The following is a 20368-nucleotide window of genomic DNA, read 5'->3' as shown; positions in this document are numbered from 1 at the left end:
ATCTACCGTTTCCATTCTCATCCTCCGCGTAAGGCCATTCAAGGCAGCAGTCATTGCATACGGCCACGCCCTCGTCACTCAGAATGTCAATATCTGTGCCCCCACATTCGGGGCATACCGGTACCTTTTTCTTGTCCATTCGTCGCTCTGCCGCTTCTTCCGTCAGAAGCAGCGGCACCCAGTATGCCGATGTGCCGAAATCCCGTATCCCGTTTTCATCCTGTATGGGTTCACAACCTTTCGTTCCCATGTATTTCTGGGAGTCCGGCCAACACACGGCACGGTAACACTTGTCCCGTTCGGGAGATTTGCCGGTATGGCGTATATAGTCTTCCTCGGGCACGTAAAGCGCCCCGTTCTCCCCGCTTCCCCATGCCGGATAACCGGTTCCTTCTTCCTCGAAAGGAGCACTTTCCTCGGGAAATTCCACGAGTGCATATAACTTGTCATCCCATGCCAGGGAACACTCGCCGCAGTGGAACCGACTTTCGTGAATATCATAACGGATATTTTCCGAATTGCATTTCGGACAGATAATGTCTTTTGTTTTTACTTTCGGGAAACTCAGGATTTCTCCGGCAATGATTTCCATGCTGGGCCAGAACAACTGTTCGCAGTAATCGTCGGCCATCTTTTCCGCCAGATTCTGCATGTCGTCATCGCTGATCTTTTCCACATCGAAACCTTGTCCTTCCAGGTCATCGCGGTGGACGGACGTGATAGGGAAATACCCGGCGTTCAGCTCCCGGATAAATTGTCTTTCCTCTTCTGTCGGTTCGGGTAAGTTGTTGAAATATTCCCTGAGCCGTTGATAAAGTTCTCTTACCATAATTATATTCCTGTTTTTAATCTAATATCCACCAGTCGAGGACCAGTAGTTCCGGTCCATGATTTTTTCAAGTTCGAGGTCGGAACGTTCTTTCCAGAGGTCGAAGTCATCAAGCAGCTCCGTTCCGTCCTCCAGAGAAAGCACAGTATCCTCATTGTCAAACAGATAGTCTTGTATGTCATATCCGGACGGATAACGGTTTTCCCGGATGATTTCTTCTGCAATTTCCTTGTCCATTCGGTTGCCATTTTTTCAGTTCGCCGGTATTGTAACCGGATTCATTTGTTTTGTCTTTTCCTTGTAAAACCTGTCGATGGCAAGGAAGTAGTCCTCCGCATCCCAATCAGTGCCCGCATGCTCAGTCTCGAATTCTTCCGCCCACTGGACGATCTCGGCATTGACGGCACGGGAGTCCCTGTCCTCCCACAGGTTGTCCGCCCCGGCATTGTAGGCAAGGTCCACGACAGCCTCCTGCAACTTGTTGTAGCCGTTACACTCTCTACCGTTGGAACGCAGCCATAAGTCCACGTCGACGGCATCCTCTTCCGTCGTCCCATTGTGCAGGCACAGGCACTGCCCGTTGCCGTTATGGCATACGAGGACCGGCCGTTTGGTGTCGGGGCATATCCGTACCAGCAGCTCATTGGCGGCAAGTGTTTCCGTATCATGCCCATTGAGCATTGCAGGAAGCGCCTGGCTGACCAGACTCAGGATTTCCTGTTCCTCCTTTGTCCCGGACGGCTTGGAAGCCAACAGGTTCTGTATGCGTTTAAGAAGATTGTAAATCATAATCAGCAGTCATTATGTTCTTTCCAGATTTTACGTTTCTCGTCATAGCCCTTGTTTTCCCACCATTCATTGCAGGTTTCGGCAAACCCCTGATGGTTGTCTCCGGCCGGACACTTGTCCTGACGGCAACCCGTGATCTGTTCCATTTGATTTGCGTCCAACGAGTTCCACCATTCCTCCATGCGTTCTTTGAACTCTTTTAAAGTACAGAATGGCTGATGGTCCTCGCATTCGTCGCACCAGTTATCATAGCGGTCTATACCCGTGGTACCGATGAATGTACGGGCATTCGGATCCACCCATGCCTGGGTCTGTATATTGTCTGAACCGCACCCCTCGCATACGACAATCTCGTCGTCATTGACATCAGCGGAGATGAACCCGTGTTCTTCCAGCCAGTGGGCAATCTCAAGCAATCCCTCGGTCTGTACCTGTCCGATGGGCTCATCGAAATCCTCGCCGGCTTCGCCGTTGAGCGTGCAGAGCAGTTTGCCGTTCCCGTCGATGAAAAGTTCATAAACGGTCGCACTTTCATAACCGCCGTATCCGTAAAAAGCGGAATTGTGGACCACCACTATCGGGGAGGTTTCATACTCCGCTGATTCCGCCTCCCGGTAATGTACGCCGCAGTTGCGGTAGAACGTGCCGATGATGTTGTTCTCCTTCTTCACGGCGTCGCGGATTTTCTCCATAAGTGATCTTCTGATGGAGATGATACTGAGGTGCGCATAATCCTTACGGAGACGTCTGTACACTTCCTGCTCGAAGTTGCCTCGAACAGAGTCGAAAGGGGATACGCCGGCGTTCTCCCGGATATATTTGTCCTCGTTAAAGTTGTAGCGCCGGCAGACAATATTCTTGACGCGGCGGAATTCCTCTCCGGCAAATTTGAGGATACTGTTCTCGCCTAGCGAAGTCGGAAAATAGCAGCGGGGCATGTGCACTGTCATTTCACGGTAAAGTGTGTCATCGTCTTCCGGAAAGGTTCTGTCTGTTTCCGGCTTTGTAGGTTTTTCCTGTTCCATGTTGCTTGTTTTTTATCTGTAGTTGAACAATTTCCGGTTTGCCGCCCGTTGCATGGCGGTCACCATATTCTTATGTCATAATCTTTAAAATAGTATTCCAACTCTTTTAATCCTTCCAAAGAGTGCAGCTCGTTCTTTCCGGTCACTTCGATGTCGACGGATACTGCATTTTCATCTTTGATGTTTACTTTGGCATTGTCAAATACGCATCTTACATATTCTGCAATGCATGAGGCAGGCAGGTCGTTTTTTACAATATTAAGTACCATATTATTTATTGTTCATTAAATGTTTGCTACGTCCATAAACCGGGCACCGCTTGCGGTATCTGCATTCGCCCCGGGCCGCGTCGGTATGCGCCCGGTGCCATTCATCCCAGCTCTTCACTCCATTGTCTGTAAGGAATATGATCAGTTGCATGCAGCAGAAACCGCGTTCCTCACGTTTCCGGTCATGAAGGTTGGCCAGCCCGTTATCTTTAGGTTTCATACAGGTTTGATGTTACGGCAGGTTTGCTCGAAACGCCTTCATGGCATATCATTAAAACCATGAGACATGCACATAGGCATCGCTTTGGTCACTGCCGTTGATTAGACAATCGAGTACTTCGATAAACTTTTCCCGGTCCATCCCGACCTTTGCCAGGCAGGAATAAAATTCTTCGGCATTCTGCCGGAAGGTTTCATCCTGTTCTGAGATATGTTTTCTTAGCTGCTGCAGACCCGAACGGGCTATTTCGAAGTCATCGGTATAGGCGTCTTCTGCGGAGTTATCAACTTCGAACATTGTCAGGATATCATAAAAGATATCCTGACCGTCCCCGCCATACATACCCGGATATTTGTATTCGATTTGCCAAACTCTGGCTACATGTAGTTTTCTGGCCATTATCTTTTCATTTTTCGGATTTGTTGTCTTATGCAGTGCAGCATCAATTCGATACCACGGATGCTTTCCTCATTCTCTTTCAGTTTGTAATAGTAGGCGTTCGCTTCGTCGTAGTCTTCCCGTGCCTTGCGCAATCTGCATTCCTTGGCGTCACGGACCTGTTCATGGGACAGGTCGTAACCGATGAACTCGTCCATGAAACAGGAAACCGTACGCCCGTAATAGTGGTCCGTGCGGGTTTCCACCGCAGTACGGATGATGTCGTCGCACCGCCTTCCGAGTGTCCGGAGTACGTCGCTGATATGCCGGTCATGGTACTCGTAACCGAAGAAACGGGTATACCACTCGTGTTCCTGCCGGTTTGTCTTCCCCGCGTAATACTCGTACCATTGGGCGTCGCACTTGGTGTGCCTCTGGGTAACCTTGAATATGGCATACTCTTCACCGATCCATGTAAAACGTGAGAGTATCTCACTCGCTTCTTCCTCATAGTAGCTATCCCGCCAATTCAATTCTTCGGTCTGGCTGAGCGGGAGGAATGACTGTTTGGTGATCCACTGCCCGAAACCTTTGTGCGTGACATGCGGAAGCACTTTCACGACCTTGCTCCATGCCTCGTTGCAGGCTTCATCCAGTGAAGGGAAACTTTCAGGAAAGCGTTCCCTGTCCGTTCCGTCTCGCAACACCTCGTTCCAATCTTTGTCGCAGACAATGAGGGTGAGGTCCTCCCTCACATGGCAGTCGCGTTCGCAATAGCCGTAGGGAGCATCGCAGAGCGTGTACCACTCCTTCGGTCCATAACCGTCGTCACGTCCCAGATAGCGTCTGGGCTTCCCCTTCTCTGTCTGCACCTCCCATACTTCCGTGCAGTTTCCACGGTCGATATGGTGCAGGCGTACCCTGATTTCCTTGTTATCTCGTTTTTCTTCCATGTCGTTCATTTTTAGTATGGCCTGTCTTTTTCTTTTCGAGAATCCGGTAGATTTCTTCAAGGTCATGCTCATTGTCTATCGGTTGCCCGTATTCCGTATCCACGATGACCACCCTGGCATTGGCCAGGTGACATCCTGCTATCGTCTTGTCATAGTCGCTCCATTCAGGATTGATTTCTGTTACCGTGTCAAATTCAAGTCCGTATGATGTCTTCATTGTATTTCCAGTTATTATGCGTATTTTTCTATTTTATGCTGCCGCTTTGTTCTGCCCGTCGATAATATGCCTGCATTCGGCTTCCAGTTCTTTCATACATTCCGTACCATAGAATCCCCAACAACTGTCCAGTTCATTGTCATCGTCACTTTCCGGCATGATGCGATACCCGAAAACTTCCCCGGTATAGTAGTTGTCAAGGGTACTGATTTCGTCTTGCAGGTATCCCTCGATCCGCTTCCTGCGTTTCGCGGTGATGTTCTTCCACCCGTATTCCCGGCGCACCTTGTCCAACGGTACCGCGATGATTCCGAAAAATCCGGAATCCCACGGGCAGCTGAACGGCGAGGTGGATATTGTAATGCCGCCATGGTCGTAGAGGTAGACCGGCAGGGCGATATATTCCTTCAGGAACGATTCCCGGAAATTTCCGATATGCCCTTCAAAAACCTTGTCGATATCGAAGTGGTCATCAAACTCCTTCTCCGGGCGGTAGCGACGATGTGCCGTATAAAGCGTACCGAGATTGTCATACGCTTCACGCGGGCTTCGGGCGTCATCATCATAATAGATGTTGATGCGATACCCGTTATATTTGATTTGATTATATAGATTCATTTGCCTGGGTATTATGTTTTGTTACAAAGTCTTACAAATTGTTCCGTAATCTCGTCCCGCTCGAACTCGTCGCAGTTCAGGTCGAAGAATATACCCGAAGCCGCGAGCATGTCACGGGCTTCTCCGTAGGTAAGGTCGTTCCTGTGCCTGTATCTGTCCACCATATCCCGATGTTCGGCTTCCGCCCGGTCGTGCAGCCTCATTTTATACTGCCTGTACCATGCGGGGAACTGTTCCTTGGAAACCATATGTTCCAGCTGCAAGTCCCGGTATCTTCCCGGTGCCAGCAGGATGTGGCTGTCAATGTAGGACTTCGCCTCGGCTATGATTCCCTCCCTGGTGAAGGGACGGTGGGAGCGTGCCGTGAAATGCACCCATCCACCATGCAACGGGTGTTCGATTTCAATCTGCACACCCTGCCTCCTGACATGTACCACGATATAGGCGGTCTGGCCGGGGAACATATCGTCCTTGAGGCTCACTTCCCGGCAGGCCGGCGGGTCAACATGGATGTAGTGGTCCTGCCTTGCGCCCTCGAGGAACCTTTCAAGCTGCCGCATCGACTGGCAGTAGATGAATGTCCCCACGCGGCACTGGCCTCGGCGGATGTCGCCGTAATAGTACTTTCTTGCCCTTGCTCCGGTAATGCGGGACTCGTCCGATGCCTCGAAATAGCTCCGGTAGGTATCGTCCGTACGGCAGAAATCATATATTTCCTGAAAAGTCCTTGTTTTCATTTGTTACTCCTTTTTATGTATTGTCTTCTTCCGGCGGGGGAAATTCCCCCGTCCTGTAAAATATCTCTCCGAGACGGTCAGCCTGTTCCGCCAGACCTCTCTTCCGGACAGCCGACACGGCATCGCATGCGGCCTTTTCGTACATGCCCAGCAGTACCGCCTCGGGCAGGCGTTTCGTCCGCCACACCTCCTGTGCGGTGGCGAGCATCTCCACCTCGCAGCCCAGATGGGCGGCTGTGAGGATAATGACGGCATTGCCGATAAAGTTCGGTATGCGTTCTTCCTGTTGTTCTCCTTTCATTGTTCCGTGCCTTTAATCCGTTTCGAACTCGTCTTCATAGACCTCGATCTCCTTCCCGCTCTCGCAGATGCGTACCAGCCAGGTGTATTGGAGCCGTTCCAACAGCTCTATACGGCGATAGCCCTTGTAGGGCACTTTCAGCGTTGCAATGTCTCCCGGTTTCATGTCAGGCGGGTATTTCAAACTGGACATGGAAATGGAATTCGCTTATCAGGCTGCAGATCTGCGGTACTGATTTAGGATCCTCCCCGTAAGGGTAGAAGATGGTCCGGCAACGTGTCAGGCATCGGATACCCTGTTTTCGTAACCGGTACAGCAGGTAGGCCCTGCGTCGTAGTTGTTTCTTGCTCATCGTATAAAGGATTATGTCGTTTTGATTAGAATAGCGGTGTGGTCGTCAAACAGGGGCATCTCTTTACGTTTTCGATGTAATGCCTCCATTGAAAGATGCTCATCTTGTGTTAACAGGGATGAGCATCATTTCAATGGAGGGAGTACTAATTTATTCTGACCCGCCACACCGTGCCGCCTACCGGGCGGATGGAGATGACGGCCTATTTCTTACGCCATGCCGCCATCTTCTTTTTGATGTTGATATTGTTGTCCGCCAGCATTTTTTTCAGGACTGCCAGCAACCGCCAGCCTTCTCCGTTTTTATACTCTTCCGCCTTGGCTGACAGGAACGCCAGTGACTGGTACTTGTCCAGACGCCGACCCCGGTCATTGACAGCCGTGCAACCGTGGAAACGAATCAGGTTCTGCATGGTAAAGAACGCCCCGGCTCCCTTATAGGCATCCATCCATGCCTTGCTTTGAGGAGTGCCCCATGGCAGCCGGATACGACGGTCATTGAACTGTCTGACCGCGTTGTAAAGCTGTGTGGCGTCCAACGCGTGCCTGATGTGGGTTATCGCGATGGAAAGCGGGTAGTACAGTTTGGATTGCAGGTCCTCCACGAAAATATTACGGCCGTGTATACGCTTGTAGGGAACTCCCTTGCATTTTCTTGTTTCCAGGTTGCCCACGTGTTTTTTCAGCGCGTTGACATAGTCGCTCGCGATGGCCAAAACCACATCACGGTTGAACCAGCGGTTTCTCTCGGCAAAACCCGTGATGTCCTTGTGTTCCATCTTCATCTGGGCGTGCAGCTCGTTCAAGAGCATTTTCCACTGGTAATCATAGCCTTTCCGGTGAATCATCTCGGTCACCCCTGCCGGCTCTTTTTCACGGTAATGCGTGTATGACATCATATGGAACATTTGTGCCATGACCCACCGGCGGAAGAGTCGGTTGTTGGGAACGGTACCCTGTGCCATGATGCTGCCGAATATCGGGTCGTTGTCATCCAGGATGGTAAGTTTCCCGTCTTTGTTGGAGGCGATATACTCGCCGCCCTCGGCTCCCTGCATGGCGAACAGGCAGCTCACGTCCACACCGGCACCGCGGAGTGCCTCGATACGCTCCCGCGCCCCTTTGGGAAGTCCGGCGGGAGAATTATGGCCGGCCACCACCGGATAGACGGTGCCCAAATCCGAATTCTTGCCGATAACGGTGCCCGTGGCGGCAAATTCCTTGTCCGCGATGGCGAATTCCGTGCCGCATCCGGGGCACAGGACTTTTGTTTCTTGTTTCTTTCTGCTCATTGTGAATTTGTTAATAGTTGATTACTTCCGGGTTCCACCCATTTTCTGAGTATCACCAGGTCCTTGTCTTTTTCGCTTTGCCAGAACCATTTGCCCATCGTTTCGGGATTCCATGTGAACCCGCCTATAATCCGGCAGAGGATATAGAATTCCAGCTCGAATTGCGCGGTATCCCGGTGTTGCCCGTACAGCATGTCCCCGTCCTCGAGGTCACTTTCGGGCAATGCCATGAAATACCGGCGGGACTTGCTCTGGCTGCGCTCCGATGGTATCGAATGTTTATAGCGGCGGTACAGCTCCTCCACATCCGTGAAAAAATCCCCGCAGCCGTACTCCGGCAACCACGGAGCGCCATCATACCTGCCGTTCCGTATCATGTGTCTCCCGTTTACTTTTAAACTTCTGGACTGGAAATCAATCCGGAAATTTGCGCCGTTCTCTATGGCGGTGACGGTTTCTCGGTAAATATCTTCCATTTTCTCACCTGTTTACAATTAATGGCACTCAAACCCCTAGCGCGTATCTTTATAGTCCTGATAAATACAGTAGGACTTCGGTCCTGAACCAGGTAGTTGCCTGGCTCAGGACCAAGCTTGAATACTGTATCTTGAATTTGGGTCCCTCGTGCATATGCGGTCGCGCTACCTTCTGTTCAGGGGACTCATCCGGACGGCACATCCCTTTAAAAACCTGATACGGGCCGCGAGTACAGCTGGAACCTGTGTCATCTGTCGTGTTAGCAGGAGATGACACAGGCTCCAGCCGTGTGAATTGCGGCTCTGTTGAAATCCCGGCCTTGCCCCCTTTGCCCTGTGCTGTTCTTTTTGCGGTTCCCGGAATGCCGGCACGTTCCTTTACAGGTCCGATGTCTGCTGTGGCGGAAGCCGGAATGGCGCCGTCGTATCGTCGTATAACGTTAGGGATACGACGGCGCGAGACGGGCTTATCGGGGACAGCAGGCTGAATCCATTCCCCCGAACCGCACGTTCCCGTGCTGGAAAAGACTGAAAGTTCTCATAATACCGGCACATGGCTTTATGCTTCCGATGTATCCCGCGTATGGGTCTTCTGCGGAGTCCGAAGGCGACGGTCAGCCGCCTTCAGACTCGGAAAGAAGACGTTGGTACGCGGGATGCCCAAACCTATTCCTTGAACTTTCCCGGTGTGCTCCGGTAACGGGTGCGGGACAGACGGCACATGACTTTAATTTCCCGATACATTACAGGCGCAGCCAGAATCGAGATGGGATTAACCGGGTGTTAGACCGGTTAATCTCGATATGGATTCTGGTTATAAGCCTGTAACGTTGAATAGCCTGCCCGTCCACCCGTTCTGCCGTGTGCCCGGCGTAACTTATAGCGATGCCACCAGCGTGTTGTACACCGCCCGGCTGGTCAGAAGGGCGTTACGCATGCAGCCGACAGTCAGGTAACCCGGTATGTCCCGGTCTGTTTTATCGCGGTTGGCCTTCACGTTGCGTCCCCGTCCCCGGACGATGCAGCCATCCGGTTTGGTTCGGACATATCCCAGACCGCCGATCTTGCACCTGCCCGTCTGAATGGCTCTAAAGCAGTCCATCACGAACTTGTTCAGCTCGTTGAGGTCACTCTTCACATTACAGACCGGCAATACCTGTATCGCCCAGCTGAACTCGCCCTTGTACAGGTAACGGTTCACGGCGTCCACGGCTTTTGCCAGTGTCGTGTCCCGGCAGCGGATTGTCCGCCGCTCGATCTCGTGCTGGAAGGTCTTGATGCGTGATGACGAGAGCGAGACCATGCCGCCCTTGATACTGAATCCTAAGAACTTGAACCAGACATCGGCTGCCAGGTATTCCACTTTCTTGGGATTTAGCTTCATGGATTTATCTTCCAGGCGTTTTTGGAGTGTGTCCATCGCTTTTTCATAATCCTTGCCGATAAAAAGCATATCGTCGGAATACCGGACGTAGTAGCCGTTCATTTGTGACAGTTCCCTGTCTAGGTCGTAGAGCAGTACATCCGCCAGCCAGCTAGCCACAGCACAACCCTGTTTCAAGGATTGATACTTGCTTTGCAACCGGTTATCTTCATCGAAATAGAGGTCCGAGTGGTAATATTTCCTAAGTACGTCTATCAGGGCAGACTGGCCGTGTTTGGCCTCCACCTTGTCGAACGCCTCGTCGATGAACCGTATCGGAACACTGTCGAAGTATTTGGAAAGGTCGGACTTCCAGCCCAGACAGCCGCTATTGCCGGTTTCTGTCATCCGGTGGCTGACTTCCGTAACTACCTTGCCGCACCCTATACCGGTCTGGTAGGACTTGCACGAAGAGTGCAGCATCTCCGGCATCAACTCGAAGAGCAGGTCGTTGGCGATACCCAGTACTACGCGGTCCATCGGCTCGTTTACGTACACTGTGCGGAACTCACCGTTGTCCTTGGGTATCTGCGCCGTGTGGGGAGGGGAAATCTCGTACTTTCCCCGGCGCATGGCATAGGCCATCGCCATACGGGTATGCTCGTCGGTCAGCCGAATAAGTTGGTCTTTCCTAATGTCTTTCAGCACGCCTTTCTCAATGGCCTTCGTCCACTGGCCTATGTCGAAGAACATTTGCAATATCTTGTCTTCATTCATAGCACTCAAAACTTTTTTGGGAAAGGATAAAATTCAGTATGTCCATGCCGGATTCTACGTCACATTCCTGCTCGTACTCCTCGCCCGTGTAGTAACTGTAACCCATGATGAAGATTTTCCCGTCTTTCCGGAGCGACGCGTTCGTGATGACCAGTTCCACGGGGTCACGGTCCACAACATGGAGATAGGTCGAGGATTGTTCACCGTTGTCATCAAGGCTGCCGCCACACTCGGAAAGCAGCTCCACGGACAGGGCGTAACATTTTTCATTCAGGGCTTTCTCCGCCACGTGATGGTTGTTCATCTCTTCCGTAAGTGTTCGGATGCGGTCACCGCGTCTCTGCTCGGGAACCGGTTCGAAAGCGGTTTCGAACATCCAGACAGGCATCCATTTATGGAAGACGGCGGGTCCCAAGCGGCATATGTAAACTTCATCGTTCTCTTTCTCCGTCTCCGGGATATCCATTCCCGAGGCTCGTGCTGCCGCTACGCTCATGCGCTCGAAACCGCCGAGGCAGGAAGGTGCCGACTTCAAACGGTAGGGACGGATGTTTCCTACAGGGACACCCATTGACATAAGTAGCATCCCCTTAAAAGTGTCGGTAACGGGAGTGGTTTGCTGTTTGTTCATTCTTTTATTCATTTTCTGGTCTTTGTACATACATTATGATTTCTCACGCATCCTCCGCAAGGGCTACAAGCCGCTCTTCCGGCAGCAGGAACTCCTCGTCCGTGAAGTAATAGCAGATTTTCCGGTCCACGGCCTCCGCCTCGTCCGATATGGGTGCGCCGTCTTTGCCGACCAGCACGTCTTGCAGACCCGTTACAGAGACTAGGGTTTTGTATTCCCCGCCCGTTCCACGGAACAGCGTCAGTTCCCTGACAAAATATTCCCTGTCATTCCATGTGATAATCTCAAACATTTCCTCCACTTCCGGGAACAGCCGGCACAGGACCGGAAACAGTTTGCAGGCATCGCTCCGGAGCATCAGGAAGACACATTCCATCAGGCATAGTCCGGCATCTTTGAGCATGGGCAGCAATACGTCCGTGCCTGCTCCGTTTGCCTCTGCCACTATCAGGGCTTTCCAGTATCCTTCCTGGAATGAGTCCGTCCAAGGGATGAGTTCGGCTGCCCTGACGGAATAGGAAACCGCGATTTCTTCCGGATTGTCCTCGTCCGTGGAAATCAGTCCTATTTTCGTGTCATCTTCGACAGGCTCCTTTACCGGCAGGCAGACTTTCATTTTCCGGAACGTGTCCGTGTCCTCGTCCGCCCAGTTGACAAAGCCGCCGAATCTTATAAAATCATATCTGCTCATTTGTCATTATTGTTTATTGTTATTTACCTTACAATTCTTCCGGTTCTCCATCGTTGATACTCCGGTAGAAACGGTCTCCGTCCGCCCACTTCTTGGCGGTGATAGCCAGCTCGAAAGCTTCCTCTATGGAAAGGCCGTCGGCGGGAAGGGCATCAAGGAGTTCTCCCATGCATACGTCATTCTCGCGATACTCTTTCTGCACCTTTCCGAGTGTCATTCTGCCCTTGTCCGTCTTTTTACGCCACAAAAGCATCTGTTGTATCCAATTTTTCATGCGATTCTTTTATTAAAGGAAATCCTTGGCATAACTGCGGGCTTCATTGAAAGTGTTGAAGCCGATTCCACTCATGCAAGAGATTGCCCAGTATCTTAATTTCCTGCTTTCGGCACGGGCAAGATAGATTTGCCCGATACAAATCCCGTCTTTGAGAATGTCATGCCGCTTGTCTTTTGTAATCCGTACCATGTTCCGACATTCACTTGTCCATTTTCCAAAATCCGTAATCGGACCCGTCACCGAGATGAGCACCGAAATAGTACCCCTCCGGTGAGTAACTATCGAGCGTGTCGAACAGCGATTCCAGCAATCCCGCCGCGTCATCGCTGTTCCACCAGTCTGCTTCTTTGTCCTCCATGGCATGGGCGGGGATGGCATTCATCACCTGCACGTACTCCGGTGTGTCACGGATAACGTCCAAGAACGCCGGAATCAGGTCCTGCGTGCGCATCGTGCCGTGGGAGATACTCTCTCCCGGCACGGCATGGAGGCGGTTTTGTGTCCTCTCGTCTATGAACATGGCATTTAGATAAAGGGCAGACGGGTATCTTCCAGCATGGAGGCCAGCATTTGACACATCTCGTATGAAGCACGGTTGCGGTCGTCAATGTAGCGTGAATCACGCCCTGCCATAGCGGTAATGGAAGCCTTTACCGTTCTGAAGAATGTCTGTTCCAGTGTCTTGTGGAAATAAGGAAGAGCCTGGGCGAAACGTTCGGACTTGAATCCCAAATCGTTCATGGCGTATTCCAGCTGTTTGGCCGCCTTGTACTCGCGGCTGTTCTCCAGGCTTTCCGGAATATCACCGAACTGTGCGGTCCGGAGCTGGCGTTCCAGTTCGATGACGGCCACCGAAAGCAACAGCTTGATGGCTTCCGGGTTGCCGATACCGTGTTTCTGCCCGTCAGCGGTATGGAACTCGATCAGGTTTACACTGTTATTCTCTTGTAATTCTTTGTAGCATGCGAGGGTCTTGCTGAGCGCTTTTGCTTTCTCTTTATCCATAATTTTATCTGATTTGATTGTTATTGCACACAAGTACGTCCCCAACGATGAAGTCTTTCGACGCCGGGTGATGAGCACGGAATATCCTGCTCGCTTCAAGATTGAGGGACAGAGGGATAAGTTTGCCTTCCTCGTTGACGACCATTGTCGTGCTCCCGTCCAGTTCCACCAGTTCGATGTAGCCGCCGACAATCGCCTGCATCTCCTCCAGCGTGAAGTCTGAGCCATTGGCTGGCTGCACGGGTTGGCGTGTTCCGTCCGTTTTGATGATTTCTGTCATAGTTGCTTTGAAATTTTAAGATTCATGACTCGCCAGTATATCCAAAATCTGTTGCAAAGGGAATTTTTCAGTATAGAATCGCTCGTCGGTATGTTTGCCGTACGCCCGGTATCTGGCTTCCCCGTTTGCAAATACCGCCAAGATATGGCTGACCAGCACATTGTCCGGCGGAACCAACCTTTCCAGTTCCGTTTCGGTCAGTTCCACGAAGCACCAGTTATTGTCTTCCGGCAAGTCCTCGCTGCCCAGTATCCCGTCCTCGTCCGGCTGGTAAAAACCAACCGATATGTCATAAAAGTTCAAAGACTGGAAACTGATGTCATCCTTGAATGGCTTGACGGCTTCCAGCCTGCCGGACTGTGTCTGTCTCCACTCTTTTGACAGGTACACGATTGCAAAGTCGCAGCAATCCCATGCACTGTCAGTTCCTGCCTTGAGCAGGAGGTATGGGGTAGGTTCATTTGAGATTTTCATCGTATTTCCCTCCTTTTATGCCACGCGTGATACCGTTTCACGGTGCGTAGCTGGTTAATGATATGGCCAAAAAGCTCGCGTGAATAGATGCGGTAATGGAACACAGCCGAATACTCGCATACATTGCCGTGAAAGTCCACGTGGGAGCGGTCATCCGCAAAGTCGAACAAGTCGCCCTGGATTTCCAGCGTGTATTTGTTCTTCCGTAGCCAGTCAAAAAACTCGAAGATGTCCTTCTTTTGGGAGTAGAAAGTGCAGTATTCGTAGCGGTTTCCGCGCAGGTTCCTCAGCAATGCCGCCATCTCGTTCCGTTCCCGGCGGTCGCCAAATTCGGATCCCGTCCGAGTGGCGAGGTTCTTCAGGAAATATATTTTACCTCCATACTCGAAATAGTACGGTATGTAGGTGACCGTCTTTTTGTACCAATTGACATATTTGACAAAGGAAGCCTTCTTGACGATGGCGGGATGCAGGTTTACTTTCTCCATGTGTTCCCGAATCTGGCGGTAGATTTCCGCATTGGAAAGACGTATGGGACGTTCCGCCCGGAAATACCTGCCGTCCGACTCGAAACAGAGCGCGTACAGGTTTCGGTAATACGGTTCCCCGACAAAGAACCAGTCGCTCTGCATGCGGGCCGGAGGCAGGCATTCCAGCAGTTCGTAATAACGTTCCTCCGTAATTTCATGGAAGGGCTTGCAAAGTGCCCGGGTATAACGCTTCACAAGCAGTGTCATGCGTACCGGTGATACAGCGACCAGGTACGGGTTCTTCTCCCTTTCGCGCAGTGCTTCCAGCGTCTCGCCGCCGTAGTCGCTGTGCATGTCATCCGACATCGACGTGAGGCATGTCCCGTCGAAATAACGTGAATCGATGATGTATCTCATGGGCACTGGATTAAATGGTTATTTTCAACACCTGACCGGCGGCATATTCGGCATTGCGGGTGAGCTGGCGCTGCCATGCCTGGTTGCGTGGCGCCCACTTGAAAGCGTTACGCTTCAAGGTTGTACGCATATCGGTATCGGGTATTTTGTCGAAGAGGATTTGCAGGCGGTCTTCTTCGAAGTTGTAGACCACCTTGCCGCCATCGAACGGAATCTCACGATTTTCACGGCTTGCCCGTTCCTGCTGCTTTTCCCGCACCTTGCGGACGAGTTCGGGATACTTGAAGATTGAATGGCGTGCCGTGACGACAGGTTTCTTGACTTTGTCGTTCCACTCTCGCAGACGAGCGACGGCACGGTCGATGATTTCCACGTTGCCATGGTTGACATAGGTGGAGAGTCGCCCGGCGAGGTTGCTGACGAAGAGAGCCCGGCTATAGCCTCGTGCCGTACCCGTATCGATACCGTGAATGGTCGAGGCGGCATCGTCGATAAAGGCTTTGACCTTCTGCCACTCCTCCTCGAGACGCTGTTCTTCGGGCTTGGCCGCTTCGGTAGCCTTGCGAATCGCTTCGAGTGCACGTTCTCGCCATTCCCGGAACGCCGTGACGCTCTTGGCGTGGCTGTTGCAGGCCTTTTCGTTGCGGCCCGTGTTGAAGCGTGCAGGTCCCGTAATCATCGCGCTGGCACAACGGCTGTTGGCGGCGATCATGGCAGAGAAATAGCGTTTGTAGTTTTCCATGTAACGTTCCCGCTGCTGCTCGGGCATCGACTGCAAATCCTCGTGCAGTTCCTTTTCGTGCGAGGCGATGTCTGACTCACCCCGCTCGTCGGGTGAGAAGGAGGTGAGGTTGTAGGAGCTGCACGCCTGCTTGAAATATTCTTCCAGATAGCCCGGGTGCGCCACTTCCACAACTTCCCAGTCCTTGAAGTCCGCCGGGGCGAGGATTTCTTCCTTGCCCGGATTCCCTACAAGATGGGAATAGCTGCAATACCCGTGTCTCTTTCCCCTGAAAAGAAACGCTACCGGTTCGCTTTCCGGGGCATCCACACGCCGCACCATGGTCACACGATGGGCATTTTCCTTTGTCAATAATGTTGTTTCCATACCTTTCTTCTTGATTTCGTTATTTGATTGTTTCCGATTTTTATTGTTGCTTCATCCGGGCGGCATGGTCCATTACAGAGGCGAACCCCACCTCGATACCTATCTGGTATCCGCCCTTGATAGTCGATTCCAGCTCCGCCTCGCTTTCGATCAGGGATTCCGAATCATCGGCATAAAGCCTGTACAGGGAGAATACGTCTGCCTCCCATAGCTTCCGGGCATTTTCCGCCGATACAAGCAGCCACACGAAACCGTCCTCACGGGTTACCTTGACGGCGGCTTCGCTATGGCTCAGAGTCCGCCACTCCTTGATGTCCAGTGCCACCCTCCACACGATATACATCAGCGCATCGTGGCGGCTTTTAATATCAGGGGAATCGCACAGGCGGCTGGCCACATCTTTGAGTGTCCGGAAAGAGTCCGCCATGAACTGCTCCACGACATACGGCTTTTCGGCAATGGCGGAACAGGCATCGTCCGCCCTGCCTGATTCCGGAACGGTCTGAATATCCTCCTCTTCAAGGAAGATTTCACGGTGCAGGTAGTCCAAGTAGTAATATGATTTCATTCCGCTTATTCTTTGGGGGTGAAAGTGATTCTCGTGTGCCCGTCATAACCGAAGGACGGTTTCAGGCCGAAGGCTTCGGCATCACTGCTGATGCAGCAGATGTCCCAAATCTCCAACCCTCCGGCGCAGGTTATGACGGTATTGTTTTCAGATATTTGCGGCGACTTGTCTTTCAATGCAGCCCCGCCGCAGATGCCGCGTAGAATAACACCACGCTGGTGGGTAGTAAGTTCTTTCGTTTCCATAGACCTAATCTTTTGCTTTTACACCGAACATGTTCTCCATTGTACTGGCGAGGGCTTCCTTGAAACCGTCGCTTACGCCCCAGTATTCAAGTAACCCGTTGCCGATGACCTGCATCTGTTTGTCGGTGGGCATATCGCCATCATACCCGTATTCCTTGAGCAGGGCACGGCTGATGATGACACCTTTTATCTCGTTGATTCTATGTTCCTCTCCCATAGCCGTTAATACATCTTTACCCGCAGACCAGATATCTGCTTTCTCGTTATTTCTGTCATTTTCTTTATCCGTTTATAAAAGCATAGGGGCATTCCGCCCCCATAGTTGTTATTAATTCATATTATTTTGCATGATTTTTTCCGGAACACCTATCCGGCATAGATGTACTTGAGCTTGGGCACTCCGTTCTGGAGCACGGTGAAGGCGTTTTCTTCCACCTGCACGTCCTTTGCCTTTGGCCACCATAGCCACGAGAGTTTCCCGTCGGGTTTGAGGAATGCCACGGCATTACCCTGCACTTTCCCGACCTCACGCACGCCGAGGTCTTTTCCGCCCTCGAACAGCCGGACACACCGCCACTTCGAGCCAAGCGTCATTTTCCGTTTCACGTCTGCTAATGTTTTCATACTCATTGCGTTTTTATTATTGCATATAAATTCTGCATTTCCGGTTGCACCGTCTCAGGCTGTCCGCCGAGAGCGGATAACTGCGGTTCAAATGGTCGGGAAACCCTTCTCGGAACATCAGCTCCGCCGTAGCGTACTCCTTGCACCATTTCCGCCGACGTCTCCCACGGGCAGGTCTCGTTTCCGGCATCCGCCTTTTCGGAGATTTCGGCACACGCCATTTCCCACCGACAAACACCGCTTCATATTCCCGTTGTAACACGCCGCTGCAATACGCCGCCACGCTGACAGCGGGCACACTTCCGAGCTGTCCCGTCGCGGCAAGGCTGTCAAGCGTATCGGTGGCAGCCTTGAAACTGGCAAAGCACCCGTAACTGCGGGTGCGCTTTGCGTCAAACACTTCTATCATATTTATTCGTTTTATTATTGGCACATCCGTTCTCCGCTTCCCCGCACAGGATAACAGCGGAAGCACGGCAGGCGGTTCCGCAGAACGCCAGACCGTGCTTAACCGTGTTATATACAAGGTAGGCACAACGCCTCACGGCGCAAGGAAGTCATATCGGAGGGAATTTTAGAAAAGTGCGGGCATTTCAGGGTGCAATCCTGACACAGTGTATATCAATGCCCGAAAAAGCGCGCACGCCCCGCAGTTTCCGCAGCACGTGTGCGCGTCATGTCACTCGCCATCGTCCCCGCTGTCAATTCCTGCGGTGATGTTGCATATCTCCTGCAATGCCGATTCTATCTGCACAAGGTCGTCGATGTCGAACTTCACGGCATCGCAGTCCTTCTCCCACACTTGGCGGGCTATGAAGACGGCATCATGCAGCGACCGCTCGGACTCTTCCAGAGCGGTCTTCAGGTCGTCCACGGTGTACTCCCCGTCCTGCGGCGGAGGTACAGTCCCGGCACCGTTTTTTGCCGGGAAATTCTTTTCGCCTATCACGTTACAGTTGCTTTCGCCCGAAATGAAAAGCGCGTATCCGTGGCATACGTCACAAGAACACGCGCTTACGACGGCAGATACGAAAAGGGCAGGCAGTCCCACACGTTCAGCGGGCTGCCTGCCGTCCTTTTGCCTTTTTCGGGCAGGTTTCAGTTACTCCGTTGCCCTTATGCCGCCTTTTTGCTTTCGTCGGCAACCGTTCCGGCAGGCTGTTCCGCCACCTTTTCAGCCTTGCCGGTCTTGGTCGTTTTCTCGGTTGGCTTTTCGAGGCTGGCGAGGTTCGGGGCGAAATCCATGGCGTTGCGGATAGCCTTTGCAGCGGCATGGATTGTCTTTTGGAAATCACGGTTTGACTTCTCGAGGTCTACTTTGGTCGGCACAAGACCGATACGCGCCCAAACGCTGTCGGTAAGGTCGTACTTCTTGATACGATTTCCCGACTTCTCGCAGATGATGATTTCCGCAGGGGTTGTGGCACGGAATTTCGAGCGTATGCCGTCGGCATCGGCACGCAGTTTCTTTTCCTCCGCAATGGTGTGCCACATAGTTGCGACCATGTTTTTAATCACACGGAAAATCTCGTTGTCCGACTTGTCGGCAGGCTCAAAGTCCGCACCGAAAAAGTGCTGTGCCGTCTGCACGAGTTCACCGTCCTTGTTGGTAGAGTTGTAAACCAACATGATACCTGCAAACGAACCGATGTTTGCATACTGTTCCTTGTTCAATTTAGAAGTTGCCATAATGATAAAATTTTAGAAACACTGCGCAAAATCACGCATTGCGGGCACTCGGGGAGTCGAACCCCGAACTTTGCACCATAGCGCAAAGTGTGGCATTTCCTGCCACGCGCCCAAAAATTTGCCGTGCATTTCACCCTGCACGGCAAAATTTTTCGTAACTTTGTCGCACTTAAAACGTACCCCATAGCAGAGCTATCCAAATGAGCGCATTTTCGGCATATCGTATCTTTGCACGAGTTCTACTCATCGTGTCGTGGCTCTGCGCTGCTTTACTCCAATTTCGGCAAGACGCTTCTCTGGCACGTTCCGGATCTTTTCCAATCCGGCAGCTAACAGTAAGGCGGTGGGCGGCTGGTGATTATGGGCATAACATTGGCAATGCTCTTTTCTCAAGCTCCGTGCGGACTGTTTTTCCGCTACCGTGCATTTTATCTCCGTGCGCACAAGGGCGCAATTATGGCATTATTCTTGCACGTCCTTTTCAGTGGCGGTATTCTCAATACTCCCAGCGACTTGCAAAAGTCTTGACGTATTTCCGGCACTCGGAATAAATACGATTTATCCCGTTCCATAAATTTCCCTACTTTCGTAGGTTGGCAATACTGGTATTATTGCCCCGTGCGAAGCGTGGTTATTTAACGCACTCTTTAAGCGTACCTAAACGCACACGGTGTTGTTTCGGGTGTTACCCTTTGACGGCTCAACAACTCACTTTCGTGTAAACGCCGTTTTTGTTTCTCGCTCTCGGCGGTCTTTGCTTTTCTGTTTTTTAATTCTGTTTTTTACTATCTATTTTTTTATTCGTTTTTCTCCGTACTTGTTTGCCGTTTGTTTGGCTTTCGAGTACATGACTATTATAAAACCGTTTTTCAGAACTGCAAAACTTTTTGAGAAAAAAAATTTGGAACGTTCCAAAAACAGCCTTTTTGCGAATATGGAACGCACGCGCGCGAAGTGATTTTGTAAATAGTTGAATATTAATAAAATAGAAAAAATGATTTTCTTTGAAAAAAATTTTTCCTTTGCAAAAATCAAAAAAGCCCCGTTTCAACGTATGTATAAAATCAAAATCAGTTTTGTCTATTGATTATCAGATTATTAGCTGCTTAAAATGGATAAAATAGGACTGAAAAGATTTTTTTACTTTCAATTTGTAAGCAAAGATAATGTAAAAGACGTTTTTAGGCTTACTTTATACAAAAGTAAACCTAATAAATTATTGATATTCAATGGTGTAATAAAAATAAAAAGATTAGGGAGGGTGTACCCTCGGGTGCGGATTCGGTCTCTGTCC

General features: G+C 51.2%; 33 protein-coding genes. All 33 read right to left on the bottom strand.

All coding sequences use genetic code 11. The features are described 5' to 3' along the window. Window positions 1-829 (bottom strand): hypothetical protein (locus BACCOPRO_RS09320; RefSeq protein WP_008143044.1); only part of this gene is annotated, 829 nt, incomplete at its 3' end. A 21-nt stretch (window positions 830-850) separates the two neighbouring features. Then, window positions 851-1066, bottom strand: a complete 216-nt coding sequence (locus BACCOPRO_RS09315) for a hypothetical protein (RefSeq protein WP_004303944.1) — start codon at window positions 1064-1066, stop codon at window positions 851-853. A gap of 15 nt (window positions 1067-1081) precedes the next feature. Further along, window positions 1082-1618, bottom strand: coding sequence for a hypothetical protein (locus BACCOPRO_RS09310; protein WP_004293654.1), 537 nt, complete (start codon window positions 1616-1618; stop codon window positions 1082-1084). Window positions 1619-1620: 2 nt separating this feature from the next. Beyond that, entirely contained in the window at window positions 1621-2643 is a 1023-nt protein-coding gene (locus BACCOPRO_RS09305) for a hypothetical protein (RefSeq protein WP_004293653.1), read from the bottom strand. Between the two features lie 59 nt (window positions 2644-2702). Then, window positions 2703-2912, bottom strand: coding sequence for a hypothetical protein (locus tag BACCOPRO_RS09300; RefSeq protein ID WP_004293652.1), 210 nt, complete (start codon window positions 2910-2912; stop codon window positions 2703-2705). Between the two features lies 1 nt (window position 2913). Then, complete coding sequence (locus BACCOPRO_RS09295) at window positions 2914-3132, bottom strand: hypothetical protein (protein ID WP_004293651.1); 219 nt, start codon at window positions 3130-3132, stop codon at window positions 2914-2916. A 51-nt stretch (window positions 3133-3183) separates the two neighbouring features. After that, a complete protein-coding gene (locus tag BACCOPRO_RS09290) occupies window positions 3184-3531 on the bottom strand; it encodes a hypothetical protein (protein ID WP_008143041.1) in 348 nt (115 codons plus the stop codon). Beyond that, window positions 3531-4463, bottom strand: a complete 933-nt coding sequence (locus BACCOPRO_RS09285) for a hypothetical protein (protein ID WP_008143040.1) — start codon at window positions 4461-4463, stop codon at window positions 3531-3533. The genes BACCOPRO_RS09290 and BACCOPRO_RS09285 overlap by 1 nt, the downstream gene beginning before the upstream one ends. Beyond that, window positions 4444-4680: a hypothetical protein gene (locus BACCOPRO_RS09280; RefSeq protein ID WP_004322721.1), complete on the bottom strand. Its 237-nt coding sequence runs from the start codon at window positions 4678-4680 to the stop codon at window positions 4444-4446. The genes BACCOPRO_RS09285 and BACCOPRO_RS09280 overlap by 20 nt, the downstream gene beginning before the upstream one ends. A 33-nt stretch (window positions 4681-4713) precedes the next feature. Further along, the gene (locus tag BACCOPRO_RS09275; RefSeq protein WP_008143037.1) at window positions 4714-5298 is read right to left on the bottom strand and encodes a hypothetical protein; all 585 of its coding nucleotides are present in this window, start codon (window positions 5296-5298) and stop codon (window positions 4714-4716) included. 11 nt (window positions 5299-5309) lie between these two features. Continuing rightward, a complete protein-coding gene (locus tag BACCOPRO_RS09270) occupies window positions 5310-6035 on the bottom strand; it encodes a hypothetical protein (protein WP_008860791.1) in 726 nt (241 codons plus the stop codon). Between the two features lie 13 nt (window positions 6036-6048). Beyond that, on the bottom strand, window positions 6049-6336 hold the full coding sequence (locus BACCOPRO_RS09265; protein ID WP_004322729.1) for a hypothetical protein: 288 nt from the start codon (window positions 6334-6336) through the stop codon (window positions 6049-6051). A gap of 12 nt (window positions 6337-6348) precedes the next feature. Continuing rightward, on the bottom strand, window positions 6349-6528 hold the full coding sequence (locus tag BACCOPRO_RS17540) for a hypothetical protein (protein ID WP_004322731.1): 180 nt from the start codon (window positions 6526-6528) through the stop codon (window positions 6349-6351). Window positions 6529-6890: 362 nt separating this feature from the next. Then, the gene (locus BACCOPRO_RS09260) at window positions 6891-7979 is read right to left on the bottom strand and encodes a hypothetical protein (RefSeq protein ID WP_008143029.1); all 1089 of its coding nucleotides are present in this window, start codon (window positions 7977-7979) and stop codon (window positions 6891-6893) included. Continuing rightward, a complete protein-coding gene (locus tag BACCOPRO_RS09255; RefSeq protein ID WP_004293642.1) occupies window positions 7976-8455 on the bottom strand; it encodes a hypothetical protein in 480 nt (159 codons plus the stop codon). Before BACCOPRO_RS09255 ends, BACCOPRO_RS09260 begins: the two co-directional genes overlap by 4 nt. An 877-nt stretch (window positions 8456-9332) precedes the next feature. Continuing rightward, window positions 9333-10595, bottom strand: coding sequence for an RNA-directed DNA polymerase (locus tag BACCOPRO_RS09250; RefSeq protein WP_008143026.1), 1263 nt, complete (start codon window positions 10593-10595; stop codon window positions 9333-9335). Beyond that, a complete protein-coding gene (locus BACCOPRO_RS09245) occupies window positions 10588-11226 on the bottom strand; it encodes a hypothetical protein (protein WP_009316558.1) in 639 nt (212 codons plus the stop codon). Before BACCOPRO_RS09245 ends, BACCOPRO_RS09250 begins: the two co-directional genes overlap by 8 nt. Before the next feature lie 43 nt (window positions 11227-11269). After that, on the bottom strand, window positions 11270-11917 hold the full coding sequence (locus BACCOPRO_RS09240) for a hypothetical protein (protein WP_004293639.1): 648 nt from the start codon (window positions 11915-11917) through the stop codon (window positions 11270-11272). A gap of 28 nt (window positions 11918-11945) precedes the next feature. Continuing rightward, window positions 11946-12191: a hypothetical protein gene (locus tag BACCOPRO_RS09235; RefSeq protein WP_004293638.1), complete on the bottom strand. Its 246-nt coding sequence runs from the start codon at window positions 12189-12191 to the stop codon at window positions 11946-11948. A gap of 12 nt (window positions 12192-12203) precedes the next feature. Beyond that, entirely contained in the window at window positions 12204-12383 is a 180-nt protein-coding gene (locus tag BACCOPRO_RS09230) for a hypothetical protein (protein WP_008143020.1), read from the bottom strand. Window positions 12384-12393: 10 nt separating this feature from the next. After that, entirely contained in the window at window positions 12394-12714 is a 321-nt protein-coding gene (locus BACCOPRO_RS09225) for a hypothetical protein (protein WP_004303957.1), read from the bottom strand. Window positions 12715-12719: 5 nt separating this feature from the next. Further along, window positions 12720-13199, bottom strand: a complete 480-nt coding sequence (locus BACCOPRO_RS09220; RefSeq protein ID WP_008143018.1) for a hypothetical protein — start codon at window positions 13197-13199, stop codon at window positions 12720-12722. A 4-nt stretch (window positions 13200-13203) separates the two neighbouring features. After that, window positions 13204-13479 (bottom strand): DUF3846 domain-containing protein, encoded by a 276-nt coding sequence (locus tag BACCOPRO_RS09215; protein ID WP_008143017.1) that lies wholly within the window; start codon window positions 13477-13479, stop codon window positions 13204-13206. Between the two features lie 15 nt (window positions 13480-13494). Further along, window positions 13495-13953 carry a hypothetical protein gene (locus tag BACCOPRO_RS09210; RefSeq protein ID WP_008143016.1) on the bottom strand — a complete coding sequence of 153 codons (459 nt, stop codon included), beginning with the start codon at window positions 13951-13953 and terminating at the stop codon, window positions 13495-13497. After that, window positions 13950-14840 carry a hypothetical protein gene (locus BACCOPRO_RS09205; protein ID WP_008860787.1) on the bottom strand — a complete coding sequence of 297 codons (891 nt, stop codon included), beginning with the start codon at window positions 14838-14840 and terminating at the stop codon, window positions 13950-13952. The genes BACCOPRO_RS09210 and BACCOPRO_RS09205 overlap by 4 nt, the downstream gene beginning before the upstream one ends. A 10-nt stretch (window positions 14841-14850) precedes the next feature. Beyond that, the gene (locus tag BACCOPRO_RS09200) at window positions 14851-15948 is read right to left on the bottom strand and encodes a hypothetical protein (RefSeq protein ID WP_004293631.1); all 1098 of its coding nucleotides are present in this window, start codon (window positions 15946-15948) and stop codon (window positions 14851-14853) included. Between the two features lie 40 nt (window positions 15949-15988). Beyond that, the gene (locus BACCOPRO_RS09195; RefSeq protein ID WP_004293630.1) at window positions 15989-16516 is read right to left on the bottom strand and encodes a hypothetical protein; all 528 of its coding nucleotides are present in this window, start codon (window positions 16514-16516) and stop codon (window positions 15989-15991) included. Between the two features lie 5 nt (window positions 16517-16521). Beyond that, window positions 16522-16761 carry a hypothetical protein gene (locus tag BACCOPRO_RS09190; protein WP_004293629.1) on the bottom strand — a complete coding sequence of 80 codons (240 nt, stop codon included), beginning with the start codon at window positions 16759-16761 and terminating at the stop codon, window positions 16522-16524. A gap of 4 nt (window positions 16762-16765) precedes the next feature. After that, entirely contained in the window at window positions 16766-16978 is a 213-nt protein-coding gene (locus tag BACCOPRO_RS09185) for a hypothetical protein (protein WP_004293628.1), read from the bottom strand. 149 nt (window positions 16979-17127) lie between these two features. Next, entirely contained in the window at window positions 17128-17385 is a 258-nt protein-coding gene (locus BACCOPRO_RS09180; RefSeq protein ID WP_004303959.1) for a hypothetical protein, read from the bottom strand. Between the two features lie 16 nt (window positions 17386-17401). Further along, window positions 17402-17794 carry a hypothetical protein gene (locus BACCOPRO_RS17525; protein WP_004303960.1) on the bottom strand — a complete coding sequence of 131 codons (393 nt, stop codon included), beginning with the start codon at window positions 17792-17794 and terminating at the stop codon, window positions 17402-17404. 270 nt (window positions 17795-18064) lie between these two features. Next, entirely contained in the window at window positions 18065-18334 is a 270-nt protein-coding gene (locus BACCOPRO_RS09170) for a hypothetical protein (protein ID WP_008143004.1), read from the bottom strand. A 167-nt stretch (window positions 18335-18501) separates the two neighbouring features. After that, on the bottom strand, window positions 18502-19074 hold the full coding sequence (locus BACCOPRO_RS09165; protein WP_004293623.1) for a hypothetical protein: 573 nt from the start codon (window positions 19072-19074) through the stop codon (window positions 18502-18504). Window positions 19075-20368 lie beyond the last annotated feature (1294 nt).

The sequence above is a fragment of the Phocaeicola coprophilus DSM 18228 = JCM 13818 genome (genome assembly GCF_000157915.1).
Lineage (GTDB): Bacteria > Bacteroidota > Bacteroidia > Bacteroidales > Bacteroidaceae > Phocaeicola > Phocaeicola coprophilus.
Note: the sequence above shows the minus strand (reverse complement) of the source record. Positions and strands in the feature narration are given on the sequence as shown.

Excerpts from the sequence above, each read along its gene's own strand:
- BACCOPRO_RS09215 (WP_008143017.1), bottom strand. The coding sequence starts at position 13,479 with ATGACAGAAATCATCAAAACGGACGGAACACGCCAACCCGTGCAGCCA.
- BACCOPRO_RS09285 (WP_008143040.1), bottom strand. The coding sequence starts at position 4,463 with ATGGAAGAAAAACGAGATAACAAGGAAATCAGGGTACGCCTGCACCAT.
- BACCOPRO_RS09315 (WP_004303944.1), bottom strand. The coding sequence starts at position 1,066 with ATGGACAAGGAAATTGCAGAAGAAATCATCCGGGAAAACCGTTATCCG.
- BACCOPRO_RS09300 (WP_004293652.1), bottom strand. The coding sequence starts at position 2,912 with ATGGTACTTAATATTGTAAAAAACGACCTGCCTGCCTCATGCATTGCA.
- BACCOPRO_RS09295 (WP_004293651.1), bottom strand. The coding sequence starts at position 3,132 with ATGAAACCTAAAGATAACGGGCTGGCCAACCTTCATGACCGGAAACGT.
- BACCOPRO_RS09180 (WP_004303959.1), bottom strand. The coding sequence starts at position 17,385 with ATGAAAACATTAGCAGACGTGAAACGGAAAATGACGCTTGGCTCGAAG.
- BACCOPRO_RS09235 (WP_004293638.1), bottom strand. The coding sequence starts at position 12,191 with ATGAAAAATTGGATACAACAGATGCTTTTGTGGCGTAAAAAGACGGAC.
- BACCOPRO_RS09305 (WP_004293653.1), bottom strand. The coding sequence starts at position 2,643 with ATGGAACAGGAAAAACCTACAAAGCCGGAAACAGACAGAACCTTTCCG.
- BACCOPRO_RS09205 (WP_008860787.1), bottom strand. The coding sequence starts at position 14,840 with ATGAGATACATCATCGATTCACGTTATTTCGACGGGACATGCCTCACG.
- BACCOPRO_RS09270 (WP_008860791.1), bottom strand. The coding sequence starts at position 6,035 with ATGAAAACAAGGACTTTTCAGGAAATATATGATTTCTGCCGTACGGAC.
- BACCOPRO_RS09245 (WP_009316558.1), bottom strand. The coding sequence starts at position 11,226 with ATGAACAAACAGCAAACCACTCCCGTTACCGACACTTTTAAGGGGATG.
- BACCOPRO_RS09165 (WP_004293623.1), bottom strand. The coding sequence starts at position 19,074 with ATGGCAACTTCTAAATTGAACAAGGAACAGTATGCAAACATCGGTTCG.
- BACCOPRO_RS09210 (WP_008143016.1), bottom strand. The coding sequence starts at position 13,953 with ATGAAAATCTCAAATGAACCTACCCCATACCTCCTGCTCAAGGCAGGA.
- BACCOPRO_RS09230 (WP_008143020.1), bottom strand. The coding sequence starts at position 12,383 with ATGGTACGGATTACAAAAGACAAGCGGCATGACATTCTCAAAGACGGG.
- BACCOPRO_RS09220 (WP_008143018.1), bottom strand. The coding sequence starts at position 13,199 with ATGGATAAAGAGAAAGCAAAAGCGCTCAGCAAGACCCTCGCATGCTAC.
- BACCOPRO_RS09275 (WP_008143037.1), bottom strand. The coding sequence starts at position 5,298 with ATGAATCTATATAATCAAATCAAATATAACGGGTATCGCATCAACATC.
- BACCOPRO_RS09185 (WP_004293628.1), bottom strand. The coding sequence starts at position 16,978 with ATGGGAGAGGAACATAGAATCAACGAGATAAAAGGTGTCATCATCAGC.
- BACCOPRO_RS09195 (WP_004293630.1), bottom strand. The coding sequence starts at position 16,516 with ATGAAATCATATTACTACTTGGACTACCTGCACCGTGAAATCTTCCTT.
- BACCOPRO_RS09260 (WP_008143029.1), bottom strand. The coding sequence starts at position 7,979 with ATGAGCAGAAAGAAACAAGAAACAAAAGTCCTGTGCCCCGGATGCGGC.
- BACCOPRO_RS09265 (WP_004322729.1), bottom strand. The coding sequence starts at position 6,336 with ATGAAAGGAGAACAACAGGAAGAACGCATACCGAACTTTATCGGCAAT.
- BACCOPRO_RS09250 (WP_008143026.1), bottom strand. The coding sequence starts at position 10,595 with ATGAATGAAGACAAGATATTGCAAATGTTCTTCGACATAGGCCAGTGG.
- BACCOPRO_RS17540 (WP_004322731.1), bottom strand. The coding sequence starts at position 6,528 with ATGTCCAGTTTGAAATACCCGCCTGACATGAAACCGGGAGACATTGCA.
- BACCOPRO_RS09190 (WP_004293629.1), bottom strand. The coding sequence starts at position 16,761 with ATGGAAACGAAAGAACTTACTACCCACCAGCGTGGTGTTATTCTACGC.
- BACCOPRO_RS09290 (WP_008143041.1), bottom strand. The coding sequence starts at position 3,531 with ATGGCCAGAAAACTACATGTAGCCAGAGTTTGGCAAATCGAATACAAA.
- BACCOPRO_RS09240 (WP_004293639.1), bottom strand. The coding sequence starts at position 11,917 with ATGAGCAGATATGATTTTATAAGATTCGGCGGCTTTGTCAACTGGGCG.
- BACCOPRO_RS09200 (WP_004293631.1), bottom strand. The coding sequence starts at position 15,948 with ATGGAAACAACATTATTGACAAAGGAAAATGCCCATCGTGTGACCATG.
- BACCOPRO_RS09310 (WP_004293654.1), bottom strand. The coding sequence starts at position 1,618 with ATGATTTACAATCTTCTTAAACGCATACAGAACCTGTTGGCTTCCAAG.
- BACCOPRO_RS17525 (WP_004303960.1), bottom strand. The coding sequence starts at position 17,794 with ATGATAGAAGTGTTTGACGCAAAGCGCACCCGCAGTTACGGGTGCTTT.
- BACCOPRO_RS09255 (WP_004293642.1), bottom strand. The coding sequence starts at position 8,455 with ATGGAAGATATTTACCGAGAAACCGTCACCGCCATAGAGAACGGCGCA.
- BACCOPRO_RS09225 (WP_004303957.1), bottom strand. The coding sequence starts at position 12,714 with ATGTTCATAGACGAGAGGACACAAAACCGCCTCCATGCCGTGCCGGGA.
- BACCOPRO_RS09280 (WP_004322721.1), bottom strand. The coding sequence starts at position 4,680 with ATGAAGACATCATACGGACTTGAATTTGACACGGTAACAGAAATCAAT.